An 18,153-nucleotide genomic window follows, 5' to 3' on the forward strand; every position below is an offset into this window, starting at 1 on the left:
TGCGAATTATACTATAAAAGCACTAAAATAAGTCTTATTAAATTTGATAACAAGCATAACACAAAATAAATATTTTTTTAGCGATTTAAAAACCAAATTTAGCTTTTTGATAGGTAAAAAATTTAAATATAATTGCTCGTTACAATAACTATTATTTGATTGTATTTTTTAGCCTTTCAATCTACTTTCTTAGATTATTTAAATAGTAAAAAATAAAAATCAATCACTTAAAATGTTGATTTTTTATTTTTTTTCAATAATTTTCAAAAAATAGTTATAGAATGTGAAAAATTTAAAGAAAGGAGCAAAAAATGCTAAATTTTATAGCAATTGCAATTTTTGCAATTTCAACTTTTAGTCTTTCATTTTTTATTGGAATGACTGTAATTGAATTTTGCAAAAACAAAATTTTATAAAATTTCGTAAGGTGGGCAAGGATGCCCATCTTACTTTGAATTTGTGGATTAAAAAAATAGGGGCAAATTCGCCCCTAAAATTTGGATTATTCGCCGATTAGTTCGATGAAAGCCATTTCGGCTGCATCGCCTTTGCGAATTCTAGTTTTGATGATTCTTGTATATCCGCCGTTGCGACCTGCGTATTTTGGTGCAACTTCGGTAACTAGTTTGTTTGTAGCTGCTTTATCTTGCAATGCAGCAAAAACAAATCTATGGGCTTCGCTATCGCCAATTCTTGCTCTTGTGATTAGTTTTTCTACATAGCTTCTTAACTCTTTTGCTTTTGGCAAAGTCGTCTCAATCTTGCCGCTATTGATGATTGCGATTGTCAAATTTTTAAGCAATGCGGCTCTGTGAGACGAAGTGCGACCTAGCTTTCTATATCCGTGATTGTGTCTCATTTATTATCCTTCGCTCTTTTGTGATTTTAACTCTTCAAGTTTCGCTCTTAGCTGTTCTTTTTTGTCCTTTAAATCAGGATTTCCGACAGGATAACCGATTTCTTGCATAACAGCTTTGATCTCTTCAAGAGATTTTTTGCCTAAATTTTTAAGCTCTTTTAGCTCATTTTCTTCCATAATGGCAAGTTCGCCGATAAATCTGATTTCAGCTTTATCAAGGCAGTTAAAGCTTCTTGCGCTTAAATTTAGGTTTTCTACGCTTTCAAAAAGTTTAGCGTGTTCGTTGCTTGGAATTTGTTTTCCCAAAGTGTTTGAAATATCAATATCAACGATGCCTTTGAAAACCGACATTTGTTGATACATAGCTTCTAGTGCATTTTTAAATGCGTCGATTGCGCTTACTTGTCCGTCAGTTGTGATCGTAAATACGATTTTTTCAAAATCAGGATTGTCTTCAACAAAAACATTTTCAATATCATAAACCGCTTTTGTTACAGGTGTAAAAAACGCATCAAGTGCGATATAATCGCTATCGATATAATCTCTAATCTCTTCACTAGGAACATATCCTATGCCTTTTTCTACAACAAGTGAAAATTTAAGTTCGGCATCTTCGTTTATGGTCGCTAAGTAACTATCAGGATTTACGATTTCAACGATGTCGTTAGTCAAATCTTTTCCGTAAATTTCTTTTGGACCTTTAAAGCTATATTCAACAACTTCTCTTTTTGAATCGCCTTTGATTTTAAATCTTAATGCTTTTAAATTTATGATAAAAGCAGCAACATCTTCAAGCATACCTCTCATGCTGTCAAATTCGTGGCTTACGCCTTCGATTTTAACGGCAGTCGGAGCAAATCCGACGGTGCTTGTAAAAAGTAATCTTCTCAAAGGGTGAGCAAGAGTAACGCCGTATCCTGTTTCAAAAGGATAAGCTATAACCTTAGCAACATTTTCGCTAACATTAACAACTTCGATTTCGGTTGGCATATGAGCTGATGTTGTAATTTTTCTCATAATTTGCTCCTACTATTTTGAATAAAGCTCGACTATAAATCTTTCCTCAACAGGAATAACAACTTCTTCTCTTTCAGGAACTCTTGAAAAAATTCCGTATCTTTTATCTTTTTCTACATCAACCCAAGCAACAATACCTGTTTGAGCTGTCAAATCAATAGCTCTTGAAATTTGCGGATTGTTTTTGCTTTTTTCGATAACTTCGATTTTTTGACCTGCTTTTACGCTGTAAGACGGAATATCTAGTCTTTTACCATCAACTAAAATATGTCCGTGAGTTACAAGTTGTCTTGCAAATCTTCTAGTTGTAGCAAAGCCCATTCTATAAACAACATTATCTAGTCTTTGTTCTAAAAGTTGAACAAGGATAGCTCCTGTGTTGCCGTCTCTTCTAGCAGCTTCTGCAAACAATCTTCTAAATTGTTTTTCGCTTACGCCATACATAAATTTAGCTTTTTGTTTTTCTCTAAGTTGAGAGCCGTATTCGCTTACTTTTGCTCTGCGTTGTCCGTGTTGACCCGGTGCATAAGGTCTTTTTAGAAGAGCGCTTTTTCCAGCCAATCTTCTTTCGCCTTTCATAAACAAATCAACGCCTAGTCTTCTTTCTAATTTTTCAACTGGTCCTCTATATCTAGCCATAATATTCTCCTAAATTCCTAATTATACACGGCGTCTTTTTGGCGGTCTGCAACCGTTATGTGCCAAAGGCGTGATGTCTTTTAAAAATGTAACTTTAATGCCTTCTACGCCGCCTACGCTTTTAACGGCAGTTTCTCTACCGCTTCCTGGACCTTGAACTTTGATGCCTACTTCTTTAATGCCGTGTTCTTTTGCTTTATTAAGTGCATCTTCGATAGCTTGTTGCGCTGCATAAGGAGTTGATTTTTTGCTTCCTTTGAAATTTAACGCACCTGCGCTACTCCATGCAATGGCATTTCCCATTTCATCTGTTACAGTAACCATAGTGTTGTTAAATGTAGCAGAGATATAAACTATACCTTTTGCAATACTTTTTCTTGCTGTTTTTTTCTTAACTACTTTTCTTTTTGCCATTTCTCAATCCTTATTTAGTTGCCGCGCCGACAGTTTTGCGTTTGCCTTTTCTAGTTCGTGCATTTGTTTTTGTTTTTTGACCACGAACAGGAAGACCTTTTCTATGTCTAAGACCACGATAGCCGCCTAAATCCATAAGTGCTTTGATATTCATAGCAACTTCTTTTCTAAGATCACCTTCGACCATATAGTGTTCTTGGATCTCTTTTCGGATTGTCGCAGCTTCTTCTTCTGTTAAATCAGCAACTCTCTTGTCATAAGAAATGCCAGTAGCATCAAGAATTTTTCTTGAAGTAAAAAGACCTATACCGTAGATATAAGTTAAGCCATATTCAATTCTTTTTTTCTTTGGTAAATCAACACCTGCAATACGAGCCATAACTTATCCTTGTCTTTGTTTATGTTTTGGATTTTCACAAATAATGTGAACAACACCTTTACGCTTAACGACTTTACATTTGTCGCACATCTTCTTCACAGAAGGACGAACTTTCATCCTACACTCCTAAAAAAATTATTCCGCTTAGGTGCAACTTGCACTTAGGTTTAACGAATTTCAGGCGAAAGTATCAAACCAACTGTTTTCAAAATAGCGGTGATTTTGAAAACACTTCTTCACGCAGTTAGTTGCAAAAACTAGGATTTTACCCAAAGTTTGCTTTAAAATTTATAAATTTGTGTGAATTTGCCTTATTGTAAATTTGGAGTTAAATTTTAAATTTAACTTAAAAAAATTCAATTTTTTTAAAAATATGGATAATCACAGCAAAAAAATATTATAATCGCCAAATCAATTTAAATTTTAGGAGAAAAAAATGAGTGATTACGCAAGTATGCAAAGTTCAGACACAAGTAGAATCAAAAGTAAAGTTTTTTTAGACAAAGTAGTTTCGGCAGATAAAGCTGCTGAATTTGTTCAAAATGACGCGTTAGTCGGTTTTAGCGGTTTTGTGGGCGCCGGTGCTCCAATCGTAGTACCTATGGCATTAGCCCAAAGAGCAGAAAAACTTCACGCCGATGGCAAAGAATTTCAAATCAAAGCACTAACAGGGGCTTCAACTGATCCAAATTTAGATGGTGTTTTAGCAAGAGCTAATGCCGTTAGTTTTAGAGCGCCTTTTAACACAGATAAAGATATGCGAATAGCAGTAAATTCAAATAAAACTAAATATATGGATATTCATCTTTCATCATTGGCTCAGTATGCTGAATCTGGATTTTTTGGAGAAATGGATTTTGCTATTGTTGAAATTTCTGGCATTACAGAAGACGGGAAGTTGATACCTTCGACTTCAATCGGCAACAATCAAACATGGCTAAATATCGCAAAAAATGTCATTTTGGAAGTAAATAATTACCAACCAACTGCCCTTGAAGGTATCCATGATGTCGCGACTCTCGGACTTCCGCCACATAGAAAACCGCTAAATATCACAAAAGTCGATGATAGAATCGGCACTCCGTATTTAACAGTCGATCCAGATAAAGTCGTAGCCGTAGTAGTAGCAAATACGCCGGATCGTGTTAATAAATTTACTCCACTTGATGAAATTTCAATCGCAATCGGAGATAATGTCGTTAAATTTTTCGAACAAGAAGTAAAAGCTGGAAGGTTGCCAAAAGATACGCTTTTGCCTTTGCAATCTGGCATTGGCAATGTCGCAAATGCTGTTTTGGCTGGACTTAAACGAGCAGGATATAAAGGGCTAACTTGTTATACCGAAGTTATTCAAGATGGGCTTTTAGACTTAATCAAAGACGGCGTTGTCGAAATGGCAAGCTCTGCTTCGCTCTCTCTTAGCCCTGATGCAGTTGATGACTTCCGCGAAAACATCAACTTCTACTCCAAACACATAGTTCTACGCCCACAAGAGTTATCAAATAACCCGGAAGTCATAAGAAGACTTGGCGTAATAGCAATGAACGGAATGCTAGAAGCCGACATTTACGGAAATGTAAATTCGACAAATGTTATGGGAACACAGATGATGAACGGCATAGGCGGAAGCGGTGATTTTGCAAGAAATGGTTATATTTCTATATTCCTTACGCCATCAACCGCAAAAGGTGGTGCTATTAGTTCAATCGTTCCTTTTGTAAGCCATGTCGATCACACAGAACACGATACAATGGTAATAGTTAGCGAATATGGTTATGCAGATTTGCGTGGTAAAAGCCCAAGGCAAAGAGCAAAAGAGATGATAAAAATCGCTCACCCTGATTACAGAGAGGCTTTGCAAGATTATTTCGATAGAGCTTGCGCACAGGAAAAAGCAGGACATACACCACATATTTTAGACGAAGCACTATCTTGGCATGATAGATTTAATAAAACAGGAAATATGAAAAAGGCGTAGGCTTTTTAAGTTGAAACTAGCCTAGCTCTTACACCGAATTTGCAACGATAGACAAATCAAGTATTATCTTATGCAAATTCGGTGCAAAATCGACGGCATAGGCAATTCAAAATTTGCAATGGAAATTCAGCCTAGCTTTGTGGCGATTCGTCACAAAACTTGCTTAAACAGACAGGCGCCTAGTTTTTCGCTTGTTTTGTTCGAAAACACCACAAATCGTCGGCATTTGGTTTTTAAATTTAGGTTGAATTTGATTTGCCTTTCACAACGAATTTGCAACGAGATAAATCAAAAAATTTACAAAACAAGTTTAGTCTAAATTTTGAAAAATTCATTAATTTTTTGATAGAATTTGTCAAATTTGAAAGGCTAAAAATGGATATTGAAAAAACAGCTAAAAATTTAGAAAAATTAGGCTACAAAGTTAGTGTTTTTGAAAACAAAGAAAAAGCGACGCAGTATTTAAATTTGCAAATAAATGGCGTAAGCGTGGGCTTTGGCGGCTCGATGAGTATCAAAGAAATGGGGCTTTATGAAGCTCTAAATTCGCACAACGACACATACTGGCACTGGGTGCTTGATAAAAATTTAAGTGCCGATGAGACGCGTAAAATCGCCCTTACGACCGATATTTACATCTCGTCAGCCAACGGCGTTTCTGAGGGTGGCGAAATTATCAATATTGACGGCACAGGAAACCGCATAGGCGCACTTTGCTACGGGCACAAAAAGGTTTATTTTATCATCGGTAAAAACAAAATCGCACCTGATTTTGATAGTGCGATGAGTAGGGCTAGAAATGTGGCTGCGGTCAAAAACGCAAATAGATTTGGCGTGAAAACTCCGTGCGTATTAAACGGCGATAAATGCTATGATTGCAAGAGCAAAGAGCGAATTTGTCGCGGTTTTAGCGTGTTTTATTATCCGCCAAACGGCTGTGAATACGAAGTAGTTTTGATAGATGAAAATTTGGGATTTTAAATTTTGTAATTGCCAAAAGTGCGGAATTTAATAAATGCATTGCAACGCTTGAAATAAGATTTTTAAATTTATTTAATTAGCTAAAAATATTCAAGACAAGATAGGCGTAGTTACGCACAAATTTAGTCAGTTTCGAGCGAAGTTACCTTTGGCGGTAATAAGCGATGAAATTGACTAAATTTGTGCGTAAATCCGTCAAGCTTGGGGAATTAAAAGCTAGGCTAGTTTCAACTTAAAAAGCCTACGCCTTTTTCATACTTCCTGTTTTATTAAATCTATCATGCCAAGATAGCGCTTCGCTTAAAATATGTGGCGTATGACCTGCTTTTTCATTAGCACAAGCTCTATCAAAATAATCTTGCAAAGCTTCTCTGTAATCAGGGTGAGCGATTTTTATCATCTCTTTTGCTCTTTCTCTTGGACTTTTACCACGCAAATCTGCATAACCATATTCGCTAACTATTACCATTGTATCGTGTTCTGTGTGATCGACATGGCTTACAAAAGGAACGATTGAGCTTATTGCTCCGCCTTTTGCAGTTGATGGCGTAAGGAATATAGAAATATAACCATTTCTTGCAAAATCACCGCTTCCGCCTATGCCGTTCATCATCTGTGTTCCCATAACATTTGTCGAATTTACATTTCCGTAAATGTCGGCTTCTAGCATTCCGTTCATTGCTATTACACCAAGTCTTCTTATGACTTCCGGGTTATTTGAAAGTTCTTGTGGGCGAAGGACTATGTGTTTGGAGTAGAAGTTAATGTTTTCGCGGAAGTCTTGCGTAGCTTCAAAACTAAGGTATAATGAAGCTGAGCTGACGGTGTCAGCAATGCCTTCTTTTATAAGCTCTAAAAGTCCATCTTGGATAACTTCGGTATAAAAATTTAACTTTTTATAAGATGCTTTTTTTAATGCGGCCAAAACGGCATTTGGAATATTTCCTACACCTGATTGTAAAGGCAAGAGAGTATCTTTTGGCAACCTTCCAGCTTTTACTTCATTTTCAAAAAATTTAACGACATTATCTCCGATTGCGATTGAAATTTCATCTAGTGGAGTAAATTTATTAACACGATCAGGAGTGTTTGCTACTACTACTGCTACGACTTTATCTGGATCTACGCTTAGGTATGGAGTGCCGATGCGATCTCCTACTTCATTGATAGCTATTTCTTTTTGATACGGCGAACGAGCCAAAACGGCAATATCGTGCAGTTTTTCTAATTCCAATGGCTGAGAAATATTTACTTCTAAAATAACTTTTTTGGCAATATTTAGCCAATTTTGCGCATTACCCACCGAAGTCGATGGTATCAACTTTCCATCTTCTGTAATGCCAGAAATCTCAACAATAGCAAAATCCATTTCTCCAAAAAACCCAGATTCAGCATACTGAGCCAATGATGAAAGATGAATATCCATATATTTAGTTTTATTTGAATTTACTGCTATTCGCATATCTTTATCTGTATTAAAAGGCGCTCTAAAACTAACGGCACCAGCTCTTGCTAAAACGCCGTCTAAATTTGGATCAGTTGAAGCCCCTGTTAGTGCTTTGATTTGAAATTCTTTGCCATCGGCGTGAAGTTTTTCTGCTCTTTGGGCTAATGCCATAGGCACTACGATTGGAGCACCGGCACCCACAAAACCTCCAAAACCAATCAACGCTCCGTGCGGAATTAAATTGACAGCCTCTGTGGCTGAAATGACTTTTTTTAAATACTCTTTATTTTTAACTCTGCTTGTGTCCGAAACTTCAAATTTTTCGTAACTAATGCCCACTTTTACTCCTGCTAAATTTTAATTAAATTTGCATTATAATATTTTTTTGCTGTGATTATCCTACGAGAAAAAATTTTAAAACCAAATTAAACCTAAATTCTGTAAAATTCATAATTCATCAATATTAACAAAATTTTACAAGGTAATAAATGAGTATAAAAGTGCGTGAATTTAGACAAAATGACATTAAATTTATAATCCAAATTTGGAACGAAGTGGTCGAAAATGGCGTTGCCTTTCCGCAAACTGAGCTTTTAGATAAAAATAGCGGATTTAAGTTTTTCTCTTCTCAAAGTTTTGTTGGAGTTGCGGTTGAAACTGGTGCAAATTCAGATAAAAAGGGCGAAATTTTGGGACTTTATATCTTGCACCCAAATAATGTCGGTAGGTGTGCTCATATCGCAAATGCAAGTTATGGTGTGGCTAAAAATACCCGTGGTAAGGGCGTGGGCGAGATTTTAGTTCGTCATAGCCTTACAAAAGCGAAAGAGCTTGGTTTTCGCATTATGCAGTTTAACGCCGTTGTCGCAAACAACAAAGTGGCGCTAAGACTTTATGAAAAATTAGGATTTACCAAACTTGGCGTGATTAAGGGTGGTTTTTTAAATAAAAACGGCATTTATGAAGATATAATTCCGCATTATATAGAGTTAATTTGATTAAATTTAATGACAACAAAAGCAAATTTAATGCAACAATCTCGCTAAAATTTAGAAAAATAATTCAATGCTAAATTTAAACTGCGTATGCCGACAATCTCGCTAAAATTTAGAAAAATAATTCAATTACAAAAGAAATATTCAAGACGGGATAGGCGTAGTAAGGCGTAAATTTAAGTGGTTAAAAGCGAAGCTACCTTGTCGGTAGTGAGCGAATGAACCACTTAAATTTACGCCTTAATCCGTTCAGGCTCGGGGAATTATAAAAAATTATTTATAGCGATAAGTAATTCTACCTTTATCTAAGCTGTATGGCGTAAGCTCGACTTTGACGCGATCGCCCGGCATAATTTTAATATAGTGCATACGCATTTTTCCTGCGATATGACACAAAATCACATGCTTATTATCAAGCTCGACCTTAAATGTCGCATTTGGCAACGCCTCGATTACATTTCCGTCAATCTCAATGACATCATCTTTTGCCATTAAATTCTCTCCTTTTTTAATCTTTCAAGCTTTTGCTTAAAATTTCGACTTTATTATTCACAACCGCCAAACAATGCTCATAATGGCTAGTTCTAAGCCCGTCTTTTGCCGTTGTTGTCCATTTGTCTTTTGCGATTACTGCCGTGCCGTCTTTTTGGCAAATCATCGGCTCAATGCAAAAAACCATACCATTCTTGATTTTTGGACCCGCTTTTGGGTTATTACCTTCTAAGTAGTTTGGAATTTCAGGCTCTTCGTGCGGTTTTTTTCCGATTCCATGACCGCAAAAGCCAATTAGCGGCACAAAACCGCGTGATTTTATAAATTTTTCAAGCTCGAAGCAAACTTCTTTAAAGTGCATACCGACCTTTATAAAATCAATCGCATGATAAAGAGCGTCCTTACTACACGCAATCAAATCTTCATCTTCTTTTGAAATTTGACCGATAGGAAAGGTTCGTGCGCTATCGCCGTAATAGCCGTTTAGTTTGCTTCCGACATCGACACCTAGTATATCGCCTTCTTTTAAAATGGTATTATCAGGAATTCCGTGAATTATAACTTCATTTAGTGATAAACAAGCAGCATTTGGAAAGCCGTAAAGTCCTTTAAACGCAGGATATGCACCTTTGGCTGTAATAAATTCGTCGATTTTTTTATCGACTTCGAGCAAACTCATACCCGGTTTTAAAAACTCTTCTGCGTAATCAAGGGCGGCAGCGACGATTTTATTCGCTGCTCGTAAGCCCTCGATGTCTTTTGCGTTTTTTAGCGTGATTGCCATTTTATAAGCCTACCGCGCTTAAAGTTTGATATTTATTCATATAAATTTGAGCTTCGATTCTTCTCATAGTATCAAGCGCAACAGATACAACGATCAAAACGCTTGTTCCGCCGAAATAAAACGGAACGCCCATAAATTTAACTAATAGCCATGGAATAACGGTTACTAAACCCAAATAAATCGAACCCCAAAATGTCAAACGACTTGCAATATCATTTAGATATGTCGCCGTTCCTTCTCCCGGGCGAATTCCGGGAACAAAACCACCTTGTTTTTTGAGATTTTCGCTAATATCTTTTGAGTTAAACGCAATCGAAGCGTAAAAATATGCAAAAAATACAACCAAAACAAAAGTTAAAAAGTTGAAAAAATATCCACTTGGACTTAAAAAGTCGTTGATTTTTTGGATATACGGATTTGTGCTAGCTTGTAAAATCGTGCTAGGAAACATCAAGACCGCACTCGCGAAAATCGGCGGAATAACACCGCTTAAATTTAACTTGATAGGGATATAGTTCATTATCCTTTTATTTTGATTTTGCATAATCACTTTTCTAGAATACGAAATAGGAATTCTTCTCTCGCCAAGCTCGACATAGATAATAATGCCGACGGTTGCTAGAACGATTAATAAAATTAAGAATAAAACCAAGAAATTCATTTCGCCTGTATTTACTAAATTTACAGTGCCGCCAATAGCAGCAGGAATAGCACTAACAATACCTGCAAAAATGATTAAACTTGTTCCGTTTCCGATACCTCTTTGAGTGATTTGTTCGCCTATCCACATAAGTAGCATAGTTCCTGCAAGCATCGAAACGCAAGAAATAAATATAAATTCATTTGAATTCTCAGTCATAATGGCAGGTGCGCCGTTATTTCCTGTTAGACTTTGCAAACCGATACTAACGCCTATTGACTGAACTATTGTAATTGCGATTGTTGCATAACGGATAATTTGCATATATTTTTGCATTCCGTCTCGCTCTTTTTTTAACTTGCCTAAATTCGGAAATGTAGCCGCAAGAAGCTCCATAATAATAGAAGCGGTAATGTAAGGCATAATACCGAGCGAAATAACGCTCAATCGTTCAGCGGCCTTACCGCTGAACATATTAAACATGCCTAGTGCATTATCGCTATTATTTTTAAAAAATTCCTTTACGACCTCAACATCTACTCCGGGCACCGGAACATAAGCCAGTAGCCTAAAAGCAAGCAAAAAACCCAATGTAATGAGTATCTTGTTGAGTAATGGATTTTTCATTATTTTTGTCCGCTTGTAACTATTTTCTCATCTTTGATTTTTGAAGCAAGATCTTTTGCACTTGCACCTATTAGTTTGATTTTTTTCACGCTGTTAGAGAATTTATGAACACTTGCGATAGTCTCAAATGTAATCTCGCTTAACTCTTTAACGGCTGAAATTTTCTCAACATTTATAACATAAGGTTTTTCAAATTTAGAAGCAAAACCTACTTTTGGTAGTCTTCTTTGAAGCGGTTGTTGTCCGCCTTCAAAACCTCTTTTTTCGTTATAACCTTTTCTTGCAGTTTGACCTTTACCGCCTTTTGTAGCAGTTTTGCCCCAACCGCTTCCTTGACCGCGACCAATTCTTTTTGTTTTTTTAGTTGAACCAGCGGCTTTTTGTAAATTTTCAAGTCCCATCATCTATCCTTTAATTTTTTAGCATACTAAGAGCTTTCATTGTAGCTCTTACAACATTTGATGAGTTATTTGATCCAAGTGATTTTGTCAAAATATCTTTGATACCTGCAAGTTCTAAAACAGGGCGAACAGAACCACCTGCGATAACGCCGGTACCTTCGCTAGCCGGTTTTAGTAGAATTCTACTTGCATTGTATTTAACTTCTATATCGTGAGATATAGTTGAACCTTTTAACTTAACATCAATAATGTTTTTAAAAGCGTCATCTACGGCTTTTTTGATAGCATCAGGAACTTCTTTTGATTTACCAAATCCGTATCCTACTAGTCCGTTTCTGTTTCCGACAACAACAAGAGCTGTAAATCTAAATCTTCTACCGCCCTTTACGACTTTTGTAACCCTGCCGATATTGACGATTACTTCTTCGAATTCTTCTCTGTTATATTTTTCCATCATCATTTCCTTTGGGTTATAGTTTAATTCCGTTTTCTCTTAACGCATCAGCAAAAGCTGCAACTACGCCGTGATACAAATAGCCGTTTCTGTCAAAAACACCTTGCTCGATTTTTTTATCTTTTAATTTTGCCGCAAAATCTTTCGCAAGTTCAGTCGCACCTGCTTTATTTGCTTTTAAATTTAAAGATTTTCCGCTACTTGCACAGATTGTGCTACCATTAACATCATCAATCGCTTGAACATAGATTGTTCTGTTTGATTTGAAAATAGAAATTCTTGGGCAAGCAGGGCAACCTGAAATGTTTGCTCTAATTCTTCTTTTTCTTTTGATTCTTAAAGAAAGTTTTCTTTTTAATACATTTGCTGTCATTGTCTTAACCCTTATTTCTTAGATGTTTTACCGGCTTTGCGGATAATGCGTTCTTCGACATATTTAACACCTTTACCTTTGTATGGTTCAGGCGGTCTAAAACCTCTAACCTCAGCAGCTACTTGACCTACTTGTTGTTTGTCTGAGCCTTTGATTGTGATGATATTTTTCTCAACTGAAATTTCGATTCCTTGCGGAGCTTCATAATTTATAACATGAGAAAAACCTAGACTTAGCTCTAAAACTTTACCTTTCATAGCCGCTTTATAACCAACGCCGTTGATTTCAAGTTGTCTAGTAAAGCCGTCAGTCAAACCAACGATAATGTTGTTTGTTAGGGCTCTATAAGTTCCCCAATATGCTCTACTTTGTCTATCTTCGCCTTTTGGTGAAAATACAACTTTTCCGTCTTCTATTTTTACATCAACTTGATTTTTCAAGTCTAGTTCTTTTACGCTATTTCCTTTTTTAAATTTAAGCGCAGAACCTTCAAATTTAACCTCTACTCCGTTTGGAATAGTTACAGGTTGTTTTCCTATTCTTGACATATCTTTCCTTCTTTACTTGTCTAGGGTATGACTACTTTTACGAATGGATACCACAATACCATAAAAAAGTAGAAACTAATCTTACCAAATAGTGCAAAGCACTTCGCCGCCAACACCGGCTTTACTTGCTTCGATACCGCTCATAACGCCTTTGCTTGTGCTAACGATAATAGTTCCGTAACCGTTTTTAAATCTTTTTATCTCATCTTTACCTTGATAAACGCGTCTTCCCGGTTTTGAAACTCTTTTTATTTCGTTAATTACGCTTCTGCCTCGTTCATCATATTTAAGCACAACATTGATGAATTTTTTGTTGTTTTCTTCAACAACATTGTAGCTTTCGATATAACCTTTTGCAGCCAAAATACTCAAAGTTGCTTCAACAACTTTTGAGTGGAGAAGCTTGGTTGTATCAAGTCTTCTCATAGCGGCATTTCTGATACGAGTTAGTCCGTCTGAAATCAAATCATTTATCATAACTTTTCCTTACCAACTTGCTTTTTTAAGGCCTGGGATCAAACCTTCATTAGCCATTTTTCTTAAACATACACGGCAAATTCCAAAATCTCTATAAACAGAGTGCGGTCTTCCGCAAATTTGGCATCTTGTATATGCACGAGAGCTGAATTTAGCAGGGCGTTTTGCCTTAGCTATCATTGATTTTTTTGCCATCTTACTTTCCTTTCGCAAAAGGCATGCCAAATAGTTCTAGCAATTTAAACGCCTCTTTGTCGCTGTTTGTTGTAGTTACGATTGTTATATTCATACCGTGAGTTCTTAAAATTTTATCATACTCAACTTCCGGGAACATTAGTTGTTCGTTTAAACCGAAGTTATAATTTCCTCTTCCATCAAATCCATCTCTTGGAACGCCTCTAAAATCTTTAACTCTTGGCAAAGCAATTGTAATTAGTTTATCTAAAAACGCATACATTTGCTCTTTTCTTAGTGTAACTTTTATACCAACAGGAAAGCCTTCTCTAACCTTAAAACCTGCAACAGATTTTTTAGCATTTGTAATAAGTGCTTTTTGACCTGCAATCAAAGATATAGTATCTGCCATATTTTGCAACACTTTTTGATCTTTGCTTGATTCGCCAGCACCCACACTGATAACTACTTTTTCAAGTGCAGGGATTAGCATAGGATTTTTTATGTCAAATTCCTTAACCAAAGCAGGTTTAATTTTTTCGTTATATTGTTCTTGTAATCTACTCATAATTAACCCTCGATCAATGCTACATTTGAAATATCAATCGGCATCTCTTTATTTACAAATCCGCCGTTTGGATTTTTTTCGCTAGGTTTGATTGCTTTTTTAGCCATTTTACAACCCTCAACGATAACTTGACCTTTTTTAGGATAAACAGCTTTTACAACGCCTGTTTTACCTTTATCGTCTCCTGCAATGATTTTTACTTCATTGCCTTTTTTAATTTTAAATTTGGTTGCCATTATAAAACCTCCGGAGCAAGAGATACGATTTTCATAAAACCGCTATATCTAACTTCACGACCAACAGGTCCGAAAATACGAGTTCCGATAGGCTCTTTTTTGTTATCTAAGATAACAGCTGCATTTTCGTCAAATCTGATTAGCGATCCATTTTCTCTGTGAATTTCTTTTGTAGTTCTAACTACAACAGCTTTTACAACTTGACCTCTTTTAATTTTTCCGTTTGGAAGTGCTTTTTTAACGCTACAAACGATAATATCGCCGATTGTAGCATATCTTCTTTTACTTCCGCCAAGAACTTTAATACACATAAGTTCTTTTGCACCGCTATTGTCGGCTACTGCTAGTCTTGTAAAACTTTGTATCATTATTCAACTCCTGCTTTCAAAACTGCTTTTAGGCGGAATGATTTTCTAGCACTTAGTGGTCTGCACTCAACTGCTGAAATCGTATCACCGATATTTACTACATTATTTTCATCATGAACAAGATATTTTTTAAATCTTTTTACGATTTTTCTATATCTTGGATGAATAACTCTTCTTTCTACCAAAATAGTTGCGGTTTTATCGCCCGCTTTTTTAAGAACTACGCCTTGAATTTCTCTTTTAAATGCCATAATTCCACCCCTTATTTCATTGCACTAATTGCAGTATTGATCTGTGCGATCTCTTTTTTAACCGCACGAATTTCATTTGGGTTAGTTAGCTGCATAGTTTTTAGCTTTTGTCTAAGTTCAAACAAAAGCACCTTTTTTTCTTTTAACATAGCGTTTAATTCGCTCAAATTTTTATCTTTCAACTCAGTATAGTTCATTTTCACTTTCCCTCGTTACGATTTTTGTCTTAAACGGCAATTTGTGAATAGAAAGTGTAAGAGCTTGTCTAGCTACTTCTTCACTAACACCGGTCATTTCAAATATAATTCTTCCCGGTTTGATATTCATAACCCACTCTTCAACACCTGCTTTACCTTTACCCATACGAGTTTGAAGAGGTTTTTTAGTAAGCGGTTTATCAGGGAATACTGTAATCCAAATTTTTGCTTGTCTTTTAACAAAACGAGTCATAGCAACACGAGCTGCTTCGATTTGGCGTGAATTTATTCTACCTGCTTCAACAGCTTTAATACCAAATTCGCCATAACTTAGTTGATTTCCTCTTGTTGCATAGCCGCGATTGCGACCTTTCATCATTTTGCGATATTTTGTTCTTTTAGGCATCAACATGACTATTTACCCCTTCTTGATCTGCGTGGTTTTTTAGGCGCATTTTCTTCTGATTTTTCAGCTTGAATTCCTTTTTGAAGAACTTCGCCTTTGAAAATCCATACTTTTACGCCGATATTTCCGTAAGTAGTGTGTGCTTCTGCAAAGCCATAATCGATTCTAGCTCTTAGTGTATGAAGCGGAACTCTACCTTCTAAATACCACTCGGTTCTTGCCATTTCAGCACCACCTAAACGACCTGCAACTGAAATTTTAATACCTTTTGCACCTGCTTTTTGCGCACCTTGAATAACTTTTTTCATAGCGCGTCTAAATGCAACACGGCGTTCTAGTTGCATAGCAACATTTTCTGCTGCTAGTTGAGCTGAACTTCCTGCTTTTCTCTCTTCTTTAATATTGATTGTTACATCTTTATTAACCAAAGCAACTACTTCGTTTTTCAAATTCTCTACTTCGCTACCTTTTTTACCGATGATAATTCCCGGTCTAGCCGCAACGATAGTAACACGAATTTTTTTAGCAGTTCTTTCAATCAAAATTTGATTGATTCCTGCATAGTAAAGCTTCGCTTTTAAGAATTTGCGAATTTTGTAGTCTTCGCCGATACTTTCAGGAAGCGTAGCTTTTGAAGGAAACCATCTTGATTCCCAGTTTCTATTTATGCCTAATCTTAGGCCAATCGGATTAACTTTTTGTCCCATATTATGCTTCCTTACTTGGTTTAGCTACTTCAACGCTAATGTGTGAAGTTGGTTTTCTTATTCTACTTGCTGTTCCTCTTGCTCTTGGTCTAAATCTTTTTAGCACAGGACCTGCATCAACGCGACAACTTTTTACTATAACTTCTTCTGGTTCAAAACCGCCGTTTGCAACTGCGCTTGAAATCGCAGTAGCGATATATTTTGCACCGCGATTTGGAGTAAATTCCAAAGTTGCAAGTGCAAATTCAGCGTTCATGCCTTGAACTTGTTTTGCGATAAGTCTTGCCTTAGTCGGTGAAAGGCGAACAAATTTAATAGTTGATTTACTCATTTATTTCCCCTTATTTACCGATTTTCTTTTGAACTGAGCCTTTGTGGCCTTTAAAAGTTCTAGTTGGAGCAAACTCACCTAATTTATAACCGATGTGGTGTTCTGTAACATAAACAGGAATAAAACTTTTTCCGTTATGAACATTAAATGTTAGTCCAATCATCTCAGGCACGATTGTGCTGCGTCTTGACCAAGTTTTGATCGGCTTATTATCATTAGCTTTTTTTGCTGCAACAACTTTTTTCATTACATGATCATCTACGAAAGGACCTTTTTTTAGCGATCTAGCCATCTTTTATTTTCCTTTCCTTCTAGAAATTATAAGCTTATCACTTGCTTTTTTACGACGAGTTTTCGCACCTTTTGTTGGTTTGCCCCATGGAGTTACTGGGTGACGACCTGAATTTTTCTTGCCTTCACCACCACCGTGCGGGTGATCAACTGGGTTCATCGCTGAACCTCTTGTTTGAGGGCGAATTCCTCTGTGGCGATTTCGTCCTGCTTTACCAAGTGTAACATTTGCCCAATCTTCGTTGCCGACAACGCCGATAGTAGCCATACACTCAGCCAAAACTCTTCTCATCTCACCGCTTGGAAGTCTTAAAATTACATATTTTTCTTCTTTACCCATAAGTTGAGCATAACCGCCTGCTGATCTAGCCATTTGAGCGCCTTTGCCAGGCTTCAACTCGATATTGTGCAAAATCGTTCCCACAGGAATGCTTTTCATTTTCATTGCATTGCCTGGTTTTATATCTAAACCTGCTTCGGCAGAAGCGATAACATCGCCAACTTTTAGTTCGCTTGGTTTGATGATATATCTTTTTTCGCCATCAGCATAAGAAATCAAAGCGATTCTACAATTTCTATTTGGATCGTATTCGATAGCCTCTACTTTACCAGGAACACCGAATTTTGTTCTTTTAAAATCGATAATTCTGTAAAGTTTTTTAGCACCTGCTTCTTTATGACGACTTGTGATTCTGCCGTGATTGTTTCTACCTGACGAGGCAGGAATTTTCACAAGCAGACTTCTAACACTAGCTTTTGCAGTAATATCTTCACTGCTAATGCCTGTCATAAATCTTCTACTAGGAGTATATGGTTTATATGATTTTATCGCCATCTTATGCCTCCGCACTTTCTAGGGTCGCACCCTCAGGAAGCTTGACATAGAATTTCTTAAAATCATTTCTTACGCCGATTCTTCCTCTAAATCTTTTAACTTTTCCGTCCATTCTAAGAGAATTTACTCTTAATGGAGTGATTCCAAAATAGTCTTTTAACACAGCTTTTAAACCGTTTTTTGTCATACTAGGGCTTGTTTGAATAACAACAACACCTTGTTCTTGAAGACCAAGTGATTTTTCTGTGTAAAGAATTGTTTTAATATCTGTTATATCTGCCATT

Annotated in this window: 29 protein-coding genes and 1 pseudogene; 3 read left to right on the forward strand and 27 right to left on the reverse strand. The window is 36.4% G+C overall.

Going from position 1 to position 18,153, the window contains the following annotated elements; all coding sequences use genetic code 11:
• Nucleotides 1–502: 502 nt before the first annotated feature.
• The 6 genes from rplQ to rpmJ are packed head-to-tail and all read right to left on the reverse strand — an operon-like array spanning nucleotide 503 to nucleotide 3,425.
• Nucleotides 503–859: a 50S ribosomal protein L17 gene (gene rplQ, locus PF026_RS06905; protein WP_270861471.1), complete on the reverse strand. Its 357-nt coding sequence runs from the start codon at nucleotides 857–859 to the stop codon at nucleotides 503–505.
• A gap of 3 nt (nucleotides 860–862) precedes the next feature.
• On the reverse strand, nucleotides 863–1,876 hold the full coding sequence (locus tag PF026_RS06910) for a DNA-directed RNA polymerase subunit alpha (protein ID WP_270861470.1): 1,014 nt from the start codon (nucleotides 1,874–1,876) through the stop codon (nucleotides 863–865).
• 12 nt (nucleotides 1,877–1,888) lie between these two features.
• The gene (gene rpsD, locus PF026_RS06915; RefSeq protein ID WP_270861469.1) at nucleotides 1,889–2,515 is read right to left on the reverse strand and encodes a 30S ribosomal protein S4; all 627 of its coding nucleotides are present in this window, start codon (nucleotides 2,513–2,515) and stop codon (nucleotides 1,889–1,891) included.
• Between the two features lie 21 nt (nucleotides 2,516–2,536).
• Nucleotides 2,537–2,929 (reverse strand): 30S ribosomal protein S11, encoded by a 393-nt coding sequence (gene rpsK / locus PF026_RS06920; protein ID WP_270861468.1) that lies wholly within the window; start codon nucleotides 2,927–2,929, stop codon nucleotides 2,537–2,539.
• A gap of 10 nt (nucleotides 2,930–2,939) precedes the next feature.
• Complete coding sequence (rpsM, locus tag PF026_RS06925) at nucleotides 2,940–3,308, reverse strand: 30S ribosomal protein S13 (protein WP_270861467.1); 369 nt, start codon at nucleotides 3,306–3,308, stop codon at nucleotides 2,940–2,942.
• A gap of 3 nt (nucleotides 3,309–3,311) precedes the next feature.
• On the reverse strand, nucleotides 3,312–3,425 hold the full coding sequence (gene rpmJ, locus PF026_RS06930) for a 50S ribosomal protein L36 (RefSeq protein WP_270861466.1): 114 nt from the start codon (nucleotides 3,423–3,425) through the stop codon (nucleotides 3,312–3,314).
• A 319-nt stretch (nucleotides 3,426–3,744) separates the two neighbouring features.
• Here rpmJ and PF026_RS06935 point away from each other — a divergent pair, with 319 nt between their 5' ends.
• Together PF026_RS06935 and PF026_RS06940 are read left to right on the forward strand one after the other, a co-directional pair.
• The gene (locus PF026_RS06935) at nucleotides 3,745–5,286 is read left to right on the forward strand and encodes an acetyl-CoA hydrolase/transferase family protein (RefSeq protein ID WP_270864053.1); all 1,542 of its coding nucleotides are present in this window, start codon (nucleotides 3,745–3,747) and stop codon (nucleotides 5,284–5,286) included.
• Between the two features lie 375 nt (nucleotides 5,287–5,661).
• Complete coding sequence (locus PF026_RS06940) at nucleotides 5,662–6,267, forward strand: lactate utilization protein (RefSeq protein ID WP_270870476.1); 606 nt, start codon at nucleotides 5,662–5,664, stop codon at nucleotides 6,265–6,267.
• Nucleotides 6,268–6,508: 241 nt separating this feature from the next.
• Here the strand turns inward: PF026_RS06940 and PF026_RS06945 are convergent, their stop codons facing one another.
• Nucleotides 6,509–8,053 carry a succinate CoA transferase gene (locus tag PF026_RS06945; protein ID WP_270864056.1) on the reverse strand — a complete coding sequence of 515 codons (1,545 nt, stop codon included), beginning with the start codon at nucleotides 8,051–8,053 and terminating at the stop codon, nucleotides 6,509–6,511.
• A 149-nt stretch (nucleotides 8,054–8,202) separates the two neighbouring features.
• On the opposite strand from PF026_RS06945, the gene PF026_RS06950 reads away from it, so the two are divergent.
• Nucleotides 8,203–8,712 carry a GNAT family N-acetyltransferase gene (locus tag PF026_RS06950; RefSeq protein WP_270864057.1) on the forward strand — a complete coding sequence of 170 codons (510 nt, stop codon included), beginning with the start codon at nucleotides 8,203–8,205 and terminating at the stop codon, nucleotides 8,710–8,712.
• A 270-nt stretch (nucleotides 8,713–8,982) separates the two neighbouring features.
• Here PF026_RS06950 and infA read toward each other — a convergent pair whose 3' ends face one another.
• The 20 genes and pseudogenes from infA to PF026_RS07050 all read right to left on the reverse strand — a co-directional run bounded on the left by infA (nucleotide 8,983) and on the right by PF026_RS07050 (nucleotide 18,152).
• Nucleotides 8,983–9,201 (reverse strand): translation initiation factor IF-1, encoded by a 219-nt coding sequence (infA, locus tag PF026_RS06955; RefSeq protein ID WP_005869854.1) that lies wholly within the window; start codon nucleotides 9,199–9,201, stop codon nucleotides 8,983–8,985.
• A gap of 16 nt (nucleotides 9,202–9,217) precedes the next feature.
• Entirely contained in the window at nucleotides 9,218–9,985 is a 768-nt protein-coding gene (gene map / locus PF026_RS06960; RefSeq protein WP_270864058.1) for a type I methionyl aminopeptidase, read from the reverse strand.
• A gap of 1 nt (nucleotide 9,986) precedes the next feature.
• Nucleotides 9,987–11,252, reverse strand: coding sequence for a preprotein translocase subunit SecY (gene secY / locus PF026_RS06965; RefSeq protein WP_270861132.1), 1,266 nt, complete (start codon nucleotides 11,250–11,252; stop codon nucleotides 9,987–9,989).
• Nucleotides 11,252–11,653 carry a 50S ribosomal protein L15 gene (gene rplO / locus PF026_RS06970; protein WP_270861131.1) on the reverse strand — a complete coding sequence of 134 codons (402 nt, stop codon included), beginning with the start codon at nucleotides 11,651–11,653 and terminating at the stop codon, nucleotides 11,252–11,254. The genes secY and rplO overlap by 1 nt, the downstream gene beginning before the upstream one ends.
• A 10-nt stretch (nucleotides 11,654–11,663) precedes the next feature.
• On the reverse strand, nucleotides 11,664–12,107 hold the full coding sequence (gene rpsE, locus PF026_RS06975) for a 30S ribosomal protein S5 (RefSeq protein WP_270861130.1): 444 nt from the start codon (nucleotides 12,105–12,107) through the stop codon (nucleotides 11,664–11,666).
• A gap of 16 nt (nucleotides 12,108–12,123) precedes the next feature.
• A complete protein-coding gene (gene rplR, locus PF026_RS06980; protein WP_270870475.1) occupies nucleotides 12,124–12,480 on the reverse strand; it encodes a 50S ribosomal protein L18 in 357 nt (118 codons plus the stop codon).
• A gap of 11 nt (nucleotides 12,481–12,491) precedes the next feature.
• Nucleotides 12,492–13,028: a 50S ribosomal protein L6 gene (gene rplF, locus PF026_RS06985; RefSeq protein WP_270861128.1), complete on the reverse strand. Its 537-nt coding sequence runs from the start codon at nucleotides 13,026–13,028 to the stop codon at nucleotides 12,492–12,494.
• Nucleotides 13,029–13,109: 81 nt separating this feature from the next.
• Nucleotides 13,110–13,505, reverse strand: coding sequence for a 30S ribosomal protein S8 (gene rpsH, locus PF026_RS06990; protein ID WP_270861127.1), 396 nt, complete (start codon nucleotides 13,503–13,505; stop codon nucleotides 13,110–13,112).
• A 9-nt stretch (nucleotides 13,506–13,514) separates the two neighbouring features.
• On the reverse strand, nucleotides 13,515–13,700 hold the full coding sequence (locus PF026_RS06995; protein ID WP_270858565.1) for a type Z 30S ribosomal protein S14: 186 nt from the start codon (nucleotides 13,698–13,700) through the stop codon (nucleotides 13,515–13,517).
• Nucleotide 13,701: 1 nt separating this feature from the next.
• Nucleotides 13,702–14,247: a 50S ribosomal protein L5 gene (rplE, locus tag PF026_RS07000; protein ID WP_270861126.1), complete on the reverse strand. Its 546-nt coding sequence runs from the start codon at nucleotides 14,245–14,247 to the stop codon at nucleotides 13,702–13,704.
• Nucleotides 14,248–14,249: 2 nt separating this feature from the next.
• Nucleotides 14,250–14,483, reverse strand: a complete 234-nt coding sequence (rplX, locus tag PF026_RS07005; protein ID WP_270861125.1) for a 50S ribosomal protein L24 — start codon at nucleotides 14,481–14,483, stop codon at nucleotides 14,250–14,252.
• Nucleotides 14,483–14,851, reverse strand: a complete 369-nt coding sequence (rplN, locus tag PF026_RS07010; RefSeq protein WP_270861124.1) for a 50S ribosomal protein L14 — start codon at nucleotides 14,849–14,851, stop codon at nucleotides 14,483–14,485. Before rplN ends, rplX begins: the two co-directional genes overlap by 1 nt.
• Nucleotides 14,851–15,102 (reverse strand): 30S ribosomal protein S17, encoded by a 252-nt coding sequence (rpsQ, locus tag PF026_RS07015; protein WP_270861123.1) that lies wholly within the window; start codon nucleotides 15,100–15,102, stop codon nucleotides 14,851–14,853. The genes rplN and rpsQ overlap by 1 nt, the downstream gene beginning before the upstream one ends.
• Nucleotides 15,103–15,113: 11 nt before the next feature.
• Nucleotides 15,114–15,299, reverse strand: coding sequence for a 50S ribosomal protein L29 (gene rpmC / locus PF026_RS07020; protein WP_270861122.1), 186 nt, complete (start codon nucleotides 15,297–15,299; stop codon nucleotides 15,114–15,116).
• Nucleotides 15,286–15,711 carry a 50S ribosomal protein L16 gene (gene rplP, locus PF026_RS07025; protein ID WP_270861121.1) on the reverse strand — a complete coding sequence of 142 codons (426 nt, stop codon included), beginning with the start codon at nucleotides 15,709–15,711 and terminating at the stop codon, nucleotides 15,286–15,288. Before rplP ends, rpmC begins: the two co-directional genes overlap by 14 nt.
• A 2-nt stretch (nucleotides 15,712–15,713) precedes the next feature.
• A complete protein-coding gene (rpsC, locus tag PF026_RS07030) occupies nucleotides 15,714–16,412 on the reverse strand; it encodes a 30S ribosomal protein S3 (protein WP_270861120.1) in 699 nt (232 codons plus the stop codon).
• Between the two features lie 19 nt (nucleotides 16,413–16,431).
• Nucleotides 16,432–16,743 (reverse strand): annotated as a pseudogene (rplV, locus tag PF026_RS07035) (50S ribosomal protein L22); the annotation flags it as partial.
• Nucleotides 16,744–16,753: 10 nt separating this feature from the next.
• A complete protein-coding gene (gene rpsS / locus PF026_RS07040) occupies nucleotides 16,754–17,035 on the reverse strand; it encodes a 30S ribosomal protein S19 (protein WP_270861119.1) in 282 nt (93 codons plus the stop codon).
• Between the two features lie 3 nt (nucleotides 17,036–17,038).
• On the reverse strand, nucleotides 17,039–17,869 hold the full coding sequence (gene rplB, locus PF026_RS07045) for a 50S ribosomal protein L2 (protein ID WP_270861118.1): 831 nt from the start codon (nucleotides 17,867–17,869) through the stop codon (nucleotides 17,039–17,041).
• A 1-nt stretch (nucleotide 17,870) separates the two neighbouring features.
• Entirely contained in the window at nucleotides 17,871–18,152 is a 282-nt protein-coding gene (locus PF026_RS07050) for a 50S ribosomal protein L23 (protein WP_270861117.1), read from the reverse strand.
• Nucleotide 18,153: the final 1 nt, after the last annotated feature.

This window comes from Campylobacter sp. CS_NA3 (assembly GCF_027797495.1).
Classification (GTDB): domain Bacteria; phylum Campylobacterota; class Campylobacteria; order Campylobacterales; family Campylobacteraceae; genus Campylobacter_B.

What these genes read in the sequence shown, in the direction of transcription:
- rplQ (WP_270861471.1), bottom strand. Translation starts at nt 859, where the DNA reads ATGAGACACAATCACGGATATAGAAAGCTAGGTCGCACTTCGTCTCAC.
- PF026_RS06910 (WP_270861470.1), bottom strand. Translation starts at nt 1,876, where the DNA reads ATGAGAAAAATTACAACATCAGCTCATATGCCAACCGAAATCGAAGTT.
- rpsD (WP_270861469.1), bottom strand. Translation starts at nt 2,515, where the DNA reads ATGGCTAGATATAGAGGACCAGTTGAAAAATTAGAAAGAAGACTAGGC.
- rpsK (WP_270861468.1), bottom strand. Translation starts at nt 2,929, where the DNA reads ATGGCAAAAAGAAAAGTAGTTAAGAAAAAAACAGCAAGAAAAAGTATT.
- rpsM (WP_270861467.1), bottom strand. Translation starts at nt 3,308, where the DNA reads ATGGCTCGTATTGCAGGTGTTGATTTACCAAAGAAAAAAAGAATTGAA.
- rpmJ (WP_270861466.1), bottom strand. Translation starts at nt 3,425, where the DNA reads ATGAAAGTTCGTCCTTCTGTGAAGAAGATGTGCGACAAATGTAAAGTC.
- PF026_RS06935 (WP_270864053.1), top strand. Translation starts at nt 3,745, where the DNA reads ATGAGTGATTACGCAAGTATGCAAAGTTCAGACACAAGTAGAATCAAA.
- PF026_RS06940 (WP_270870476.1), top strand. Translation starts at nt 5,662, where the DNA reads ATGGATATTGAAAAAACAGCTAAAAATTTAGAAAAATTAGGCTACAAA.
- PF026_RS06950 (WP_270864057.1), top strand. Translation starts at nt 8,203, where the DNA reads ATGAGTATAAAAGTGCGTGAATTTAGACAAAATGACATTAAATTTATA.
- infA (WP_005869854.1), bottom strand. Translation starts at nt 9,201, where the DNA reads ATGGCAAAAGATGATGTCATTGAGATTGACGGAAATGTAATCGAGGCG.
- map (WP_270864058.1), bottom strand. Translation starts at nt 9,985, where the DNA reads ATGGCAATCACGCTAAAAAACGCAAAAGACATCGAGGGCTTACGAGCA.
- secY (WP_270861132.1), bottom strand. Translation starts at nt 11,252, where the DNA reads ATGAAAAATCCATTACTCAACAAGATACTCATTACATTGGGTTTTTTG.
- rplO (WP_270861131.1), bottom strand. Translation starts at nt 11,653, where the DNA reads ATGGGACTTGAAAATTTACAAAAAGCCGCTGGTTCAACTAAAAAAACA.
- rpsE (WP_270861130.1), bottom strand. Translation starts at nt 12,107, where the DNA reads ATGGAAAAATATAACAGAGAAGAATTCGAAGAAGTAATCGTCAATATC.
- rplR (WP_270870475.1), bottom strand. Translation starts at nt 12,480, where the DNA reads ATGACAGCAAATGTATTAAAAAGAAAACTTTCTTTAAGAATCAAAAGA.
- rplF (WP_270861128.1), bottom strand. Translation starts at nt 13,028, where the DNA reads ATGTCAAGAATAGGAAAACAACCTGTAACTATTCCAAACGGAGTAGAG.
- rpsH (WP_270861127.1), bottom strand. Translation starts at nt 13,505, where the DNA reads ATGATAAATGATTTGATTTCAGACGGACTAACTCGTATCAGAAATGCC.
- PF026_RS06995 (WP_270858565.1), bottom strand. Translation starts at nt 13,700, where the DNA reads ATGGCAAAAAAATCAATGATAGCTAAGGCAAAACGCCCTGCTAAATTC.
- rplE (WP_270861126.1), bottom strand. Translation starts at nt 14,247, where the DNA reads ATGAGTAGATTACAAGAACAATATAACGAAAAAATTAAACCTGCTTTG.
- rplX (WP_270861125.1), bottom strand. Translation starts at nt 14,483, where the DNA reads ATGGCAACCAAATTTAAAATTAAAAAAGGCAATGAAGTAAAAATCATT.
- rplN (WP_270861124.1), bottom strand. Translation starts at nt 14,851, where the DNA reads ATGATACAAAGTTTTACAAGACTAGCAGTAGCCGACAATAGCGGTGCA.
- rpsQ (WP_270861123.1), bottom strand. Translation starts at nt 15,102, where the DNA reads ATGGCATTTAAAAGAGAAATTCAAGGCGTAGTTCTTAAAAAAGCGGGC.
- rpmC (WP_270861122.1), bottom strand. Translation starts at nt 15,299, where the DNA reads ATGAACTATACTGAGTTGAAAGATAAAAATTTGAGCGAATTAAACGCT.
- rplP (WP_270861121.1), bottom strand. Translation starts at nt 15,711, where the DNA reads ATGTTGATGCCTAAAAGAACAAAATATCGCAAAATGATGAAAGGTCGC.
- rpsC (WP_270861120.1), bottom strand. Translation starts at nt 16,412, where the DNA reads ATGGGACAAAAAGTTAATCCGATTGGCCTAAGATTAGGCATAAATAGA.
- rpsS (WP_270861119.1), bottom strand. Translation starts at nt 17,035, where the DNA reads ATGGCTAGATCGCTAAAAAAAGGTCCTTTCGTAGATGATCATGTAATG.
- rplB (WP_270861118.1), bottom strand. Translation starts at nt 17,869, where the DNA reads ATGGCGATAAAATCATATAAACCATATACTCCTAGTAGAAGATTTATG.
- PF026_RS07050 (WP_270861117.1), bottom strand. Translation starts at nt 18,152, where the DNA reads ATGGCAGATATAACAGATATTAAAACAATTCTTTACACAGAAAAATCA.